Annotated in this window: 9 protein-coding genes; 7 read left to right on the forward strand and 2 right to left on the reverse strand. The window is 66.4% G+C overall.

All coding sequences use genetic code 11. The features are described 5' to 3' along the window. The first annotated feature begins 79 nt into the window (after positions 1–79). Genes QW863_RS06080 through QW863_RS06090 form a run of 3 tightly spaced genes read left to right on the forward strand, consistent with a single transcriptional unit; the run spans position 80 to position 3876 of the window. A complete protein-coding gene (locus QW863_RS06080; protein WP_315714875.1) occupies positions 80–1195 on the forward strand; it encodes an aKG-HExxH-type peptide beta-hydroxylase in 1116 nt (371 codons plus the stop codon). A gap of 39 nt (positions 1196–1234) precedes the next feature. After that, on the forward strand, positions 1235–2524 hold the full coding sequence (locus QW863_RS06085; protein ID WP_315714874.1) for a YcaO-like family protein: 1290 nt from the start codon (positions 1235–1237) through the stop codon (positions 2522–2524). Beyond that, positions 2521–3876, forward strand: a complete 1356-nt coding sequence (locus tag QW863_RS06090) for a TfuA-like protein (protein WP_315714873.1) — start codon at positions 2521–2523, stop codon at positions 3874–3876. The genes QW863_RS06085 and QW863_RS06090 overlap by 4 nt, the downstream gene beginning before the upstream one ends. A 48-nt stretch (positions 3877–3924) precedes the next feature. On the opposite strand, the gene QW863_RS06095 is transcribed toward QW863_RS06090, so the two are convergent. Next, positions 3925–5406: a UdgX family uracil-DNA binding protein gene (locus QW863_RS06095; RefSeq protein WP_315714872.1), complete on the reverse strand. Its 1482-nt coding sequence runs from the start codon at positions 5404–5406 to the stop codon at positions 3925–3927. Between the two features lie 152 nt (positions 5407–5558). After that, a complete protein-coding gene (locus QW863_RS06100) occupies positions 5559–6797 on the reverse strand; it encodes a putative DNA modification/repair radical SAM protein (protein ID WP_315714871.1) in 1239 nt (412 codons plus the stop codon). Between the two features lie 183 nt (positions 6798–6980). Between QW863_RS06100 and QW863_RS06105 the strand changes: the two genes are divergently transcribed. The 4 genes from QW863_RS06105 (at position 6981) to QW863_RS06120 (ending at position 15569) form a co-directional block, all read left to right on the forward strand. Continuing rightward, the gene (locus tag QW863_RS06105) at positions 6981–7775 is read left to right on the forward strand and encodes a DNA repair protein (RefSeq protein WP_315714870.1); all 795 of its coding nucleotides are present in this window, start codon (positions 6981–6983) and stop codon (positions 7773–7775) included. Beyond that, entirely contained in the window at positions 7669–9258 is a 1590-nt protein-coding gene (locus QW863_RS06110; protein WP_315714869.1) for a DNA polymerase Y family protein, read from the forward strand. The genes QW863_RS06105 and QW863_RS06110 overlap by 107 nt, the downstream gene beginning before the upstream one ends. Positions 9259–9583: 325 nt before the next feature. Continuing rightward, complete coding sequence (locus QW863_RS06115) at positions 9584–13195, forward strand: error-prone DNA polymerase (protein WP_315714868.1); 3612 nt, start codon at positions 9584–9586, stop codon at positions 13193–13195. A 1135-nt stretch (positions 13196–14330) separates the two neighbouring features. Further along, the gene (locus QW863_RS06120) at positions 14331–15569 is read left to right on the forward strand and encodes an efflux RND transporter periplasmic adaptor subunit (protein ID WP_409977890.1); all 1239 of its coding nucleotides are present in this window, start codon (positions 14331–14333) and stop codon (positions 15567–15569) included. The last annotated feature ends 5 nt before the right edge of the window (positions 15570–15574 follow it).

The following is a 15574-nucleotide window of genomic DNA, read 5'->3' on the forward strand; positions in this document are numbered from 1 at the left end:
CGCCGACTTATGCGCGCTGTCGCGCGGGCCTGCTGCAAGGCGGCGTGGTCGAGAGTGGAACGTGGAAGGAGTGCGCACGATGACGATCACCCTGATGCCTGACGTTCTGCGCTGGAATGACTACGAGGCGGTGTGTGACGGCGTGCTTGCGACCTATGGCGACCGGCTCGCGCAGAAGCTGGGCGAAGCCCTCGGCGAGATCGGCCGCGACGACCCTGCGGGCGGGGACGAACTGCGCAGCCTGATGGATCGCGTGGCGGACGACGGCTTCATGCGGGTTCTCGATGCCCCCGAGACCTCGTTCCGTCTGCTGTCGGCGCCGGGCCGGTACGCCGAGGACAAGGGACGATTTCTGCGCGATTCATTCGTGGCTGAGGCCTTGCGCCAGGGACTCGAGATCACCGCCGATCGGGAGCTGTGGACCGCGCTCGGCGATCGCGGCTATCGGCGTGACGGCGCCTGCATCTGGCCGCAGATCGAGGGCATGCCCGTGACCGATTACGGCAGCCCGCATGCGGTCAAGGTGGATCTGTCCGGCCAGGACCGGCCGGTCCCGCCGCAGCGCCCGCCGTTCTCCGAGGACGAAATCGACCGGCTGCACGATCTGCTGCACCGGTCCCGGGATGCGCTCGAACGGACCGAAGCGGGGCTTCCCCGCTTCGTCGCGCGCTTCAACATCGCGCTCATCCTGCAGAAGGATCCGGAGAGCCCGGGCAGCTTCTCGTCAGGATCGAACGGCTACTACATCGGCCGCACCTTCCTCGCCAACCCGCATCTTCCCGAGATCGACGAATCCCACATCGCCGATGCGCTCGTCCATGAGGGCATCCACGCGCTGCTCTACATGCAGGAGCAGGAACAGCCCTGGTTCCTCGATTCGACGGCGAAGGGCTCGCTGCCGCGCATCACCTCGCCCTGGAGCGGCAGCCGGCTGCCGTTTCCGTCTTTTTTACAGGCCTGTTTCGTCTGGTACGGCCTGCTGCACTTCTGGAGCCTGGCGATGCAGTCCGGCGCGTTCGAGCAGGGCGTCGCGATGAAGCGCATCCAGCTCTGCCTACGCGGCTTCTGCAGGCAGCCGCTGCTCGACAGCATCGCGGAGTTTTCGTCGGTGGTCGACGCCGACGTGCAGAAGACGATCGAGGAGATGCAGAACGTCGTGGTCGGCGCCTTTGCCGATGTCCGCCGTGCGGGCTGATGCGACGACGTCAGCGGCGGTTGAGTGTGGAGGCTGCGGATGGCGAATGGAACGGCACTGCATCGGGATCGTCTGGCGCGTCCGGTCCCGAAGAGCTTTCGATGGGGAACTCAGCGGTCGGTGCCGCCGTCGCAGACGGTCGAGCGGGTGCGTCCGTTCCTGGGAGAAATGGGAATCACGCGCATTGCTGACGTCACGGGTCTCGACCGCGTCGGCATTCCCGTCACCATGGTCTGCCGGCCGAACTCGCGCTCGGTCTCGGTGTCGCAGGGCAAGGGGCTGACCCTGGATGCTGCGAAGGCGTCGGGCGTGATGGAATCGATCGAGCTGTTTCACGCCGAGACGATCACATTGCCGCTGAAGCTTGCGACCTATGCCGAGCTGATCAGCGACCATGAGGTGGTCGACGTGGCGGACTTGCCGCTGATCGCCGGCGGGCGTTTCCATCCCGATCTGCAGATGCTGTGGATCGAAGGGCGCGATCTCATGGCCGATGCCGACGTCTGGGTGCCGTTCGAGATGGTGAACCTGTCGACCTCGCGGCCGGAGATGCCGGCCGGCAGCTTCATCTCGTCGTCGAACGGGCTGGCGTCCGGCAACCAGCTGATCGAGGCGGTCCTGCACGGCATCTGCGAGGTCGTGGAGCGCGATGCGACCACGCTCTGGCACCTCCGCAGTCCGGACGAGCAGCAGAGCCGGCGCGTCGCGCTCGAGACGGTTCAGGACGAAGGCAACCGGCGGCTCCTGGAGATGTGCGAGCGCGCGGGCCTCGAGGTCGTGGCGTGGGACATCAGCTCCGATGTCGGGCTCGCCGCCTGCCAGTGCCTGATCTTCGATCGTGACGAGGAGCTGGGGCGGGATCTCTACGCGGCGTTGGGCATGGGCGCGCATCTGTCGCCAGAGATCGCCTTCCTGCGGGCGCTGACGGAAGCCGCGCAGAGCCGGCTGACGCTGATCGCGGGCGCGCGCGACGACGTGTTCCGCGAGGAATATGACGAGAAGGCATTGGCCGCACAGTTTCTCGGCGAGCAGCGGGCGCTGCTGCGAAACAGCCCGCCGACGCGAAGCCTGCGCGAAACTCCGTCGCTGGCAGCGGAGACGTTCAACGATGATCTCGCCGTGGTTCTCGAACGGCTGCAATCCGCCGGTGTCCGGCAGGTGATTGCGGTCGATCTCACCAAGAGCAGGTTCGAGATCCCCGTGGTGAGGATCATCATTCCGGGGCTCGAAACCTTCGACAAGAATCCTGACTACAGCCCGGGGCGCAGAGCGCGGGCGTTCGCCGGCGATCAGATCTCGCGGCATCAGCCATCGGGGCATCCGCTATGACGTGCATCGTATTCACCGGGCCGACGCTGCATCCGCGCGACGCGGCGCTCGAATTGGAGGCCGAGTATCTCCCGCCGGTGCAGCAGGGCGACGTCTATCGTGCCGCGCTGGCGAAGCCTGCGGCGATCGGAATCATCGACGGCTATTTCGAGCAGGTGCCCTCGGTGTGGCACAAGGAGATCCTGTGGGCGATGGCCAACGGCATCCACGTGTTCGGCAGCGCCAGCATGGGCGCGCTGCGCGCGGCCGAGCTGCACGCGTTCGGCATGGAAGGCGTCGGCAAGGTGTTCGCGGCGTATCGCGACGGCGTGTTCGAGGCCGACGACGAGGTCGCCCTGATTCACGGACCGGCTGAGCTCGGCTTTCCCGCGCTGTCCGAGCCGCTGGTCAACATCCGCTTCACCCTGCAGAAGGCGGTCGACCATGGCGTGATCTCGGAGGCGTCCCGCCTGGTCCTGGAGGCGCTCGGCAAGGCGAGCTTCTATCCCGAGCGCAGCTACCCGGCGCTGCTGCAGGGCGCGCGGTCCGACGGCAGCCTGGCCGCGCAGGAGATCGACGCGCTGGAGGCGTGGCTGCCGGATCACCGCGTCGACCAGAAGCGCGAGGATGCGCTGGAGATGCTGCAGACGATGCGGCGCCGGTTTGCCGGAGACACGGTGCCCAAGGCGGTCGATTACGCCTTCGAGCACACCCAGCTATGGGACGGCCTGATGCAGGACGCGCAGCGTTCGGCGGCCGCAGCGCGCGAGACGGTGATGCCGGACGGAACGCCGCACCTGCTGGACGAGCTGCGCCTGCTGGCCGTGCGCGGCAGCGACCTGTCCGACAAGGCGATCGCGCGATTTCTCGCGGCATCGGAGGCGAAGCGCCGCGGCATCAGGGTCGACGCCCAAGCGCTGAGCGCGGAGATCATCCGGTTTCGGCAGAGCAGGGATTTGATGGACCCGGCCGAGCTCGAGGCATGGATCGCGCGCAACCGCCTGACCCGGTCGGAATTTCTGGAGCTGATGCTGGACGAGGCGCGCATTCGATCGTTCAGGAAGGGGCTCAACGGCTCGGCCCTGAATGCGCTGGCCGACTGGGCGCGGATCGACGGCCATTTCGAGGATCTGCTGGCGCGCGCGCGCGACAAATGCGACGTGCTGAAGCAGACGGAACTCGACGGCGGTGGCAGTCCGGCGGACTATGGCCTCAGCGAGGGCGAGCTGATGGCGAGATACCTGCCCGCGATGCAGGCCGGCGCACCCGACCGGGACGAGGCGGACGTGGCGGTGTCGCTCGGCTTTCCCGACCGAGCAGCGCTGATCCAGGCCTTGCTGCGTGAGCACGTCTACACGTCGCGCAAATCCTGAGGCCCCGTTGTCGCGTGGGGGCGGCCCGGTCGAGGCCATGCCGGCCCGTCACGCCGCATGTGCGCGCTTGATCGCGGCCGCGGCAATCTTCAGGTCCTCGACGAAGCGCTCATACTCCCGCGCCTTGGCGTCGGCATCCGGCAGCCGCAGCAGGTAGGACGGGTGCACCGTCACCATCGCCTTGGGGCCGTCGGGCAGGTCGGCGACATGACCGCGGTTCTTGGTGACCTGCGTGATCTTGCCGAACACCGCTTGCGCGGCGGTCGCGCCCATCGCCACCACCAGCGCCGGACGCACGGCGGCGAGCTCGCGCTCGTACCATTGCCGGCAGGCCTTGATCTCCGGCGTGTTCGGCTTCTGGTGCAGCCGGATCTTGCCGCGCGGCACGAACTTGAAGTGCTTCACCGCATTGGTGACGTAGACCTTGGACCGGTCGATGCCGGCCTCTTCAAGCGCGCGGTCCAGCATCTGGCCGGCCGGGCCGACGAAGGGATGGCCGGCGAGATCCTCCTTGTCGCCGGGCTGCTCGCCGACCAGCATCAGCGGCGCATGCGCGGGGCCTTCGCCGAACACGGTTTGCGTGGCGTCCTTCCACAGCGGGCAGGCGCGGCAGGAAGCGGCTTCTTCGCGCAAGGTCTCAAGATCGGCGGCCTCGACATCACGTGAGGTCTCGGCAGCCGGTGCGTGGGCTTTCGGCTTGCGGCTCATCGCGGTCTCCTCGACGCGTTTCTGCGGCTTGTGGGGTTCAGTGCCGGCTTCGGCGATCATCGATGACGGGCGCCGGCTGGCTGCCGCGATCAGCGGCTGGATCAGCTTGGCCTCGGGCAGGTTCTGCCAATATTTCTTCGGCATCTCCTTCTCCATCGCCTTCACTTTCAGCCGTGCCGGATTGAAAATGCTGGCGTAATAACGCAGCCAGACCTCTTCGAGCCGGTCCTCCGACGGCGCTTCAGCCTTGCTCACACCGGGCGTGAAGCTGACGCGGCTGCCGTCCCAATGCGCACAGAGTTTGGGCGTCAGGATCGACCACGGCATGTCGGCGAAGCGGCGGGCGAAGAACGGCGCGGCGCGCTCGACGATGTGGTGCTCCGGCTCGAACCAGGCGACGTAGCGCGCCTCGCGCTCGCGGCCGACCTCGCGGAAGCGGACGAAGGCGTGCATCTTGTGGACGTCGCGGCGCACGGCCCGGGCGAGCGCGTTGGCCTGCGCGACATCAGGATCGGTCGCGATCTCCATGAGATCGTGGTTGGTCCGCAGACGCCACAGCAGCCGGTAGAGCAGGGCGAAGCGGTTGGGATCATTGTGCAGAATCGCGCTCTCGGCGAGCTCCATGAAGCTCGCCGGCACTGAGAACGCGCCCTTTGGCACCTCGGGAAGCTGCGTGTCGGCCTGATCGTCGAACAGGTCGGGCGCCGCGCCCTTGACGCGCCAGCTGACATCGGCCGGCTTGACGTCGTTCATCGCCAGCGCCCGCGCCGCCTGACGCCAGCCGTCGAAATCAGTGTCGCTGTCGAGGGTTACGACGTGCATCTCATCTCTCTCGTCATTGCGAGCGAAGCCGCCGCGTCATTCCGGGATGGTCCGAAGGACCAGACCCGGAATCTCGAGATTCCGGGTTCGCCTCTTCGAGGCGCCCCGGAATGACGGCAGCTATGTCACTGCGCTCGCGATGACGGCTTCCGTTAGAATCCAAATCCCAACTGCTGCGGTTTGGGCCGCAGCCGGGCTCTGAGGCTGGCACCGTCGAGCAGGGACGGCTGTGGCCGGTGGTCGGAGAGAACGATGAACGGCAGGACCTTGTTCCGGATCACGTTGAGCCGGGCGAGATCCGCAAACCGGATCGTGGTGGTGCGGCGGGTGGCGAGGATGCGCTGGACGGTGCGGGTGCCGAAGCCGGGCACGCGCAACAGCTCCTCGCGGCTTGCTTTGTTGATGTCGAGCGGGAAGCGGTCGCGGTGGCGCAAGGCCCAGGCGAGCTTGGGGTCGATGTCGAGCGGCAGCATGCCTTCGTTCTCCTCGACGATCTCGTCGGCATCGAAGCCGTAGAACCGCATCAGCCAGTCGGCCTGGTACAGCCGGTGCTCGCGCACCAGAGGCGGTGCCTGCAGCGGCAGCGCGCGGCTGGCATCGGGGATCGGGCTGAAGGCGGAGTAATAGACGCGCTTGAGCTTGTAGGCGCCGTAGAGATTGGCCGAGGTCGACAGGATGACGCGGTCGTTGGCGTCGTCGGCGCCGACGATCATCTGCGTGCTCTGGCCGGCCGGCGCGAAGCGCGGCGGCTTGGCCCGGCGCACCGTCTTCTTCGCCTCCGCCGTCTCGTCGAGCTTGAGCCGGAGACGGCCCATGGTGCGGCGGATGGCGCGCTGGTCCTTTTCCGGCGCGAGCGTCGTCAGGCTCGCCTCCAGCGGCGTCTCGATGTTGATGCTGAGCCGGTCGGCATAGCGGCCGGCCTCGGCGATCAGCGCCTCGTCAGCCTCCGGGATCGTCTTCAGATGGATGTAGCCGCGGAAGCGATGCTCCTCGCGCAATTTGCGCGCGACGCCCACGACCTGCTCCATCGTGTAGTCGGGGCTGCGGATGATGCCCGACGACAGGAACAGTCCTTCGATGTAGTTGCGGCGATAGAAGTCGATGGTCAGCTTCACCACCTCGTCGACCGTGAAGCGCGCGCGGGCCACGTTGGAGGAGGCGCGGTTGACGCAATACAGGCAGTCGAAGTTGCAGGCATTGGTCAGCAGAATCTTGAGCAGCGAGATGCAGCGTCCGTCCGGCGCATAGGAATGGCAGATGCCCATGCCGGGCGAGGTCGAGCCGAGGCCCTTGCCGTCGCGGGAATCCCGCATCTCGGTACCGCTGGAGGCGCAGGACGCGTCGTACTTGGCGGCATCGGCCAGGATCTCCAGTTTGCGCAACAGCTCCATGGCTTTGAATCCCTTTGATTCCATTCGTTGAATCACACCCGGGTCAATCCCGATTGACTCTCTCGAAGGCGTTAGCTTTATATTAGAACGTATCATGAACAAAGAAGGTCGTCGCGGGTTCACTGCCTGATCACTGAAACAACGGCAGCGCCCGCACGATGGATTGAAGAGGAGCGGCGACGGATGACCGGCGCACGCATGGATACGCTCGCGCGTCTGCGCGGCCGCATTGCCCGTCTCGAGGCGGGAGATGGCGCACATGATTTGCGCCGGGTCGCGCTCGGCCATGACGAGGCCGACGCGACCTTGCAGGGCGGGCTCGCTACCGGCGCGCTGCACGAGGTGTTCGCCGAGACCGGCCGCCAGGCGGCAGCCGCGACCGGCTTCCTGTGCGGGCTTGCCGCGCGTGTCGCCGCGCGCCGGCCCCTGATCTGGATCCGGCAGGATTTCGCCGAGCGCGAGATGGGCGCGCTGTCGATGAGCGGGCTCGCCGAGCTCGGCCTCGATCCGCGCCGCATCGTCATCGTGCGCGCGCCCGATCTCGACCACGCCTTGCGCACCGCCGCCGACGCGCTCGCCTGCGATGCGCTCGGCAGCGTGATGCTGGAGGTGTGGGGGGAGACGCAAAAGCTCGATCTCGTCGCCAGCCGCAAGCTGACCCTGGCGGCGCAGGAATCCGGCGTCACCGCGCTCATGTTGCGCATTGCGGCTGCGCCCGAGCCGTCGACCGCGGAGACGCGCTGGATCGTGCGCACCGCGCCGTCACCGCTCGTTGCCCCGTGGATGGCGTGGGGCGCGCCGCGCCTCGATGTCGAGCTCATTCGCAACCGTCACGGCCAGACCGGACGATGGATCATGGAGTGGACCCCCGATGCATGCCGTTTCAGCGAACCGGCGGCGGATCCTCAGCCTGTGGCTGCCGCGCCTGCCCATCGATCGCATCAAAAGACAGCGGGCGCTCACAGGCGCTCCGCCTGAGAGCAAGCCGCAGGTCGTCGTCATCAAGGACGCCAATGCGCTCTTGATCCATTCGCTGGACGAAGCGGCGGCATGCCACGGTGTGTCGCTCGACCAGCCCTTGGCGAATGCCCGCGCGGTCTGTCCCGACCTCGTCGCGCACGAAGCCGATTTGGCGGCTGATGCAAAGATGCTGGAGAGCATCGCCGACTGGTGCGACCGCTTCACGCCGCTGGTGGCGCTCGATCCGCCGCATGGCCTGTCGCTCGACATCACCGGCTGCGTGCATCTGTTCGGCGGCGAAGCGAAGTTGATGCAGTCGGTGTGCGATGCCTTGAGCGCGCATGGCCTCACTGTATCGGCTGCGATCGCCTCGAATGCGGTGTGCGCGCGCACCCTGAACCGGCAGATCCATGGCCGCATCGTGCCCGATGGCGAGGAGGCGGCCGCGGTGGCGCCGCTGCCGGTGGCCGCCCTCGGCGGCAGCGAGGCTGTTACGCTCGGCCTGCGCCGAGCCGGCCTCAAGACCATCGGTGACGTCGCCGCGCGCGGCCGCAACGAGATCACCGCGCGGTTCGGCGCCGCCTTCACCCGCGTGCTGGCGCAGGCGCTGGGCGAGGCCGATGCGCCGATCAGCCCGCGCAAGGTCCCGCCGGACTACATCGTCGACAAGCGTTTTGCCGAGCCGGTCGCGACCGACACGGTGATTGCGGCCAGCCTCTCCCGTCTGGCCGCGATGCTGGTGGCGGCGATGGCGCAGCAGGGCAAGGGCGCGCGGCGGCTGGAGGCCTGCTTCTTCCGCACCGATGGAATGGTGCGCGTGATCACGGTCGACACCGGCCAGCCGGTCACCGAGGCCGCAATCATCGACCGGCTGTTCCGCGAGCGGCTCGAGGCGCTGAACGATCCGCTCGATCCCGGCTTCGGCTTCGACATGATCCGGCTCGCCGCTGGCCGCAGCGAGATCGTGGTGCAGCAGCAGCGCGATCTCGATGCCCATGTCCACGACAATGACGAGCTGTCGGCACTGATCGACCGCATCGCCGCGCGCATCGGCGGCAAGCGCGTGGTCGTGCATCTGCCGGTCGATACCCATGTTCCGGAGCGCGTGGCGCTGCCGCTGCCGGCGCAGCAAAATCTCGCCGCCGCCACTGCTGCCGCCTGGCCGGAGCGCGCCGAGGGCGAGCCGCCGCTGCGACCTCTGCGGCTGTTCGCGCACCCCGAGGCGATCCAGGTCATCGCCGGCGTGCCGGACGGCCCGCCCGCGCGCTTCGTCTGGCGCCGTGCCGCGCATGCGGTGGTCCGCGCCGAGGGCCCGGAGCGCATCGCGATGGAATGGTGGCGGCCGGACGGGCAGGGCCTCACCCGCGATTATTTCCGCGTCGAGGACGAGCACGGCCTGCGCTTCTGGCTCTATCGCGACGGGTTGTATGATCGTGAGTTCGAGCAGCCGGAGGGCCTGCCGGTGCAGCCCGCCTGGTACATGCATGGCCTGTTCGCATGAGGGCCGGGATCGCACATCTCTCGCGGCGATCTCGCTGCTCACCCTCCCCTGGAGGGGGAGGGTCGGCTCGCATGCGCGCATGCGAGCCGGGGTGGGGTGACGGACCATCCGCACCTGCGGTGCTCGTCGAAGCCAACTCACGCACGGCTGAGAAGAGCGGGCCCAATGACGACCGGTTGCTGGGCTCACCCCACCCCGCCGCGCGCTCTGCGCGCGTCGACCCTCCCCCTTCAGGGGAGGGTGGGCAGCTGCGCAAGCCGCTTGGTGAGGGGCTGTCTTTCGTATCGCATGGGCAACGCGCCGCCCCAGCCTTCGCAGCCGCGCCATGACTCCCATCCCCTATGCCGAGATCGGCGTCACCACCAATTTCTCCTTCCTGCATGGTGGTTCGCATCCGCAGGACTATGTGCACCAGGCCGCCGAATATGGCCTCACCGCCATCGGCATCGCCGACCACAACACGCTGGCCGGCATCGTCCGCGCCTATAGCGAGCTGAGTAACGACCGACTGAGTTACAGACCGAAGCTGCTCTACGGCGCGCGGCTGGTGTTCACCTGCGGCACGCCGGACATCCTGGTCTATCCGCGCGACCGCGCCGCGTACGGCCGGCTGTGCCAGCTGCTCACCCGCGGCAAGCGCGGCAGTGACGCGGACAAGGTCGCCAAGGGCGATTGCCGCCTGAGCTTCGAGGACCTGTTTGAGTTCATCGAGGGACAGTTGCTGGTGCTGATGCCGCCGCATCGCTTCGACGAAGCCGCGCTCACCACCATTCTCACGCGGCTGAAAGACAGCCCCGCCGAAGGCGTGTGGCTGGCCGGCAGCCTGCTGTATCGCGGCGACGACCGGCGCCGGCTGGCGCGGCTGTCGCGGCTCGCAGCTTCCAGCAAGGTACCGCTGATCGCCACCAATGACGTGCTCTATCATCATCCTCGACAGCGGATGCTGCAGGATGTGCTGACCTGCATCCGCGAGAAAGCCTCGATCGAGGCCATCGGCCGAAGGCTCCAGGCCAATGCCGAGCGCCATCTCAAGCCGGGACACGAGATGGCGCGGCTGTTCCGTGACCACCCCGACGCCGTGACCGAGACCCTCCGTTTCACCGACCGCATCGTGTTCTCGCTCGACCAGCTCAAATATCAATATCCCGACGAGCCGGTGCCGCCCGGCAAGACCGCGCAGGGGCATCTGCAGGATTTGACCTGGGCCGGCGCCAAGACCTATTTCGGCAATGACCTCGACGACCGGCTGCGCGCTGTCCTCGACAAGGAGCTGGCGCTGATCGCCGAGCTCAACTACGCGCATTACTTCCTCACCGTCCACGATATCGTGCGCTACGCCCGCAGCCAAGGCATCCTGTGCCAGGGCCGTGGCTCGGCGGCCAATTCGGCCGTGTGCTACGTGCTCGGCATCACCTCGGTCGATCCGACCAAGATCGACCTGCTGTTCGAGCGCTTCATCTCCAAGGAGCGGCTGGAGCCGCCCGATATCGACGTCGATTTCGAGCATTCGCGACGCGAGGAGGTGATGCAATATGTCTATCGCCGCTACGGCCGGCACCGCGCGGCGATCATCGCCACTGTCATCCATTATCGTCCGCGCAGCGCCATTCGCGACGTCGGCAAGGCGCTGGGCCTGACCGAGGACGTCACCTCTGTGCTCGCCGACACCGTGTGGGGCAGCTGGGGCGACGGCCTCTCCGACATGCAGGTGCGCCAGGCCGGGCTCGATCCCGCCAATCCGATGATCCGCCGCGCCGTGGAGCTGGCATCGGAGCTGATCACCTTCCCGCGTCATCTGTCGCAGCATGTCGGCGGTTACGTGCTGACGCAGGATAGACTTGATAGTTACGTCCCGATCGGAAATGCCGCGATGGACGACCGTACCTTCATCGAGTGGGACAAGGACGACGTCGATGCGTTGTCGATGATGAAGGTCGACGTGCTCGCGCTGGGCATGCTGACCTGCATCCGCAAATGCTTCGACCTGATCGCCGATCACAAGGGCAAGCGATACGTGCTCTCCGATATCCGCTCGGAGGACGATAACGAAGTCTACCGGATGCTGCAGCGAGGCGAGTCGCTCGGCGTGTTCCAGGTCGAGAGCCGCGCGCAGATGAACATGCTGCCGCGGCTGAAGCCACGCACCTTCTATGATCTCGTCATCGAGGTCGCGATCGTCCGGCCCGGGCCGATCCAGGGCGACATGGTGCATCCCTATCTGCGCCGCCGCAACAAACTGGAGAAGGTGAGCTATCCGTCGCCGTCGCCGGATCACGGCCCGGCGGATGAGCTCTACAAGGTGCTGCACAAGACGCTCGGCGTGCCCTTGTTCCAGGAGCAGGCGATGCGGATCGCGATCGAAGCCGCCAAATTCTCGCCCGAGGAGGCCAACGGCCTGCGCCGCGCGATGGCGACCTTCCGCAACGTCGGCACCATCGGCTCTTATGAAGAGAAGATGGTCAGCAGCATGATCGCGCGCGGCTACGATCCCGCCTTCGCCAAGAGCTGCTTCGACCAGATCAAGGGCTTTGGTTCCTACGGCTTTCCGGAAAGCCATGCCGCGAGCTTCGCCCAGCTCGTCTATGTCTCGTCCTGGCTGAAATGCTTCCACCCCGACGCGTTCTGCTGCGCGCTCTTGAACTCGCAGCCGATGGGTTTTTACGCGCCGGCCCAGATCGTCGGTGACGCCCGCAAGAACGGCGTCGAGATCCGCAACATCGACGTGTCCTACAGCTTCGCCGACAACACGCTGGAGGAAATGGGTGGCAAATACTGCGCCGTTCGCCTCGGCTTCCGCCAGATCGACGGCTTCCGCTGGATCGACCGCGACGAGGAGCGGATCAGGAAATTGTCGGAGGCGCTGCGGAGGAAGGCGCAGCCTGCTCCAACATCTTCAAAAGGTGCTGGGGAGGCTCTCTCCCCATCGTCATTCCGGGGCGCGCGCAGCGCGAGCCCGGAATCCATACTCCCGATCGTGGTTATGGATTCCGGGCTCGCCCTCCGGGCGCCCCGGAATGACGGCGTGGGTGGAGTTGTTTCTAACTCGCAAACGCTTGGTGCATTTGGAGAGCATGCAAACGCATCGCCCCGCAACGATAACGAGACACAAGCCGACATCTTCGACCGCGAGGACGACTGGGCCGACCGCATCATCCAGGCGCGCGGCCGCGGCCCCTTCACCTCGCTGGAAGACTTCGCTCGCGACACCGCTCTGCCCAAGCGCGCGCTGCTGCTGCTGGCCGATGCCGATGCGTTCCGCTCGCTCGGGCTCGACCGTCGCGCCGCGCTCTGGGCCGTGCGCCGGCTGCCCGACGACGTGCCGCTGCCGCTGTTCGAGGCTGCCATCGCCCGCGAGCAGCCGGACGAGGGCGCCAGGCCGCTGCCCGAGATGCCTCTACCGGAGCACGTCGTCGCGGACTATCAGACCATCCGCCTGTCGTTGAAGGGGCACCCGATGGAGTTCCTGCGCGAGCGTTTCGCTGCCGAAGGCGTGCTGGCCTGCCGCGACGTCAATGATGCCAACGACCGCCGTCGCGTCCGGTGCGCCGGCGTGGTGCTGGTGCGGCAGCGGCCGGGCAGCGCCAAGGGCGTCGTGTTCATGACCCTGGAGGACGAGACCGGCATCGCCAACATCGTGGTGTGGCCGAAGGTGATGGAGACCTTCCGCAAGGAGGTGATGGGCGCGCGCTTGGTGCTGGTCGAAGGCCGCATCCAGAGCAGCCCGGAGAAGGTGGTCCATCTCGTCGCCGAGCGCCTGGTCGACCGCAGCGCCGATCTCACCTTGCTGTCAGACGATCGTCTCGGTGCCGTGCCGCACGGCCCGATGCCCGTCGAGCCGCTCAACGACGACCGCCGCGATCATCCCGACACTCCCTCCCAGCGCGTCAGCCACCCCCGCAACGTCCGCATCCTGCCGCGCTCGCGGGATTTCCATTGAGGGGGGCCGCGGACTTGTTGCGACATGGTGGGCACGGCACTTCGTGCGATCCTTCGCATCGACTAAGCGCCTTTGCCTACCCTATGGTTCTTTATGAGTTGAGAGATGGGCGCCACGAATTGTAGGGTGGGCAAAGGCGCGACGCGCATCGCGCGTCGTGACGTGCCCACCGGCCGTCACACGGTACTCACCGTCATATTCATATGGAGTGCAGTGACGCGATTCAGAAATTCAGAAAAATCGCGTCTCGCCACAAAATTCTACTTTCACTTTTTCCGAAATCATGCTCTATTGCCGCCATCCCGCTCCATCGAGAAGGGGCGTAGCGCGCGATCGTCACGACACGCGGGGCGGGGAGCGATGGCTGCGAGATGCCGCAGCGCGGGGCGAGGCCTTGCGCGGACGAACGGCAGCTTGCGGACGCGAAGGCGTGTGGTCCTGGCGCCCCGATGCTGGCGCCAAGTCTGCGGGCGATGATCCCGCCGACGACGGTGGCTAACAAGCCGGACACCGGGGAGAGCGCGCAGTAAGCGTGAAAACCGTCGCGCAGGGAAGGCCGGGTGATCTCGGCTGCACCTGTGGTACCTGCCGCCTGCATTCTTTTCGCAGGCGGGCCGCAGGCGTCAGTCGGCGCCTGGCCTTCCCTGCGCCCTCCTCACGAGAGGGTGAAACGGTCAGCACAACTCGGACGCATCCGCGCCGCGAGGCGGCGTTCCAATGTTCATTGCGCAATTGATGAATCTCGGAGACCCGCGATGAACCGTGTCACCATCTCTCTCGCACCAGGACCGGTCAGACCCGCCGCGCACGTGTGAAACATGGCTCCGACGCCGGGGGGTAGGCGCGTACCCGCAGAGGTTGGCTTGTGAAGTCGCGACATCGTCCCGGCGATCCCCTACGCTCAGACGACGTCATGGTGCGTCGCGGTGGAACCGCGATCGCCCAAAGCGAGCTGAATGCAAGCTGAATGGCTGTCGTTCAACTTTCAAATTTTTAAAGCAAAACAGAGGCGAGTTGGGCGATTTTTAGGTTGTTTAAAGCTCCAGTTCCGCACTATTAGCGCGACGATGAGACCGCCAAAGCCGGAATCGTCGACCGACCACGCGAGCCGATCTGACCAGCCATGGCGTCTGACATGAACCCATCCCCCCAGATGCTCAGCACCAAGCGGTTGCTGATCGGCCTTGCTGCCCTGGCGATGGCCGGCGCGGGCGGCTATGGCTACATGCAAGTCCGGTCGGAGACGGCTGCGAAAGACAATATCGAGCTCTCCAGCCAGTCCAAACGCAACGGCACCACCTTTACGCCGTCGGCAGCGGAATGGTCGACGCTGACGATCGAGCCGGTGTGTGAGAAGATATTTCGTGCCGAGCATGTTACCGAGGGCAAGGTTGCCGTCGACGAGGATCGCTCGACACCGGTTTTCTCGCCCTATGCCGGCCGCGTCACCAAGCTGCTGGCGCGCCCGGGTGAGACGGTGCGCCAGGGCCAGCCGCTGTTCGTGATCGAGGCCGCCGACACCGTGCAGGCCCAGAACGATTTCATCGCCGCCATCACCGCGATGAACAAGGCGAAGTCCGCGCTCGACCTCGCCGATATCCAGTACAAGCGCGCCAAGGACCTGTTCGAAGGCCGGGCGATCCCGCTGAAGGATTTTCAGCAGGCGGAGGCGACCTCCGTTCAGGCCCAGAACGACATGCGGTCGTCACAAACGGCCCTGGAGGCGGCGCGCAACAAGCTGCGCATCCTCGGCTTCACGGATGCTGCGATCACCGATTTTCAGAGCAAGGGCGTGATCGACCGCGAGATCACGATCTACTCGCCGATCACCGGTACGGTCGTGCAGCGCAAGGTCGGCCCCGGACAATATGTCAACTCCGGCGCGAGCGACCCGGTCTTCGTGATCGGCGATCTCTCCACCGTCTGGCTCACGGCGTTCGTCCGCGAGAGCGACGCGGCGCTTGTGAACATCGGCGAGGAGATTCTCGTCAACGTGCTGGCGCTGCCCGGCCGACCGCTCAAGGCCAGCATCAACTACGTCGCCGCTTCGATCGATCCGGCGAGCCGCAGGCTGCTCGTCCGCGCGACCATCGACAACAAGGATGGCCTGCTGAAGCCCGAGATGTTCGCCAATGTGACGATCTATTCGCCGGGCGAACAGCCCGCGGTCGCGGTGCCCCGCCAGGCACTGATCTACGAAGGCAATCAGGTCCGCGTCTGGGTCGCCCGTCCCGACAAGTCGATCGAGCTGCGCAAGATCAAGACCGGTTTGATCAACGGCGACCAGGTCGCGGTCGAAAGCAATCTGAGCGCGGGCGAGCAGATCGTCACCAAGGGCAGCCTGTTCATCGATCGCGCAGCCTCGGGCAGCTGAGATGC

The sequence above is a fragment of the Bradyrhizobium sp. SZCCHNR1017 genome (genome assembly GCF_032381375.1).
GTDB lineage: Bacteria > Pseudomonadota > Alphaproteobacteria > Rhizobiales > Xanthobacteraceae > Bradyrhizobium.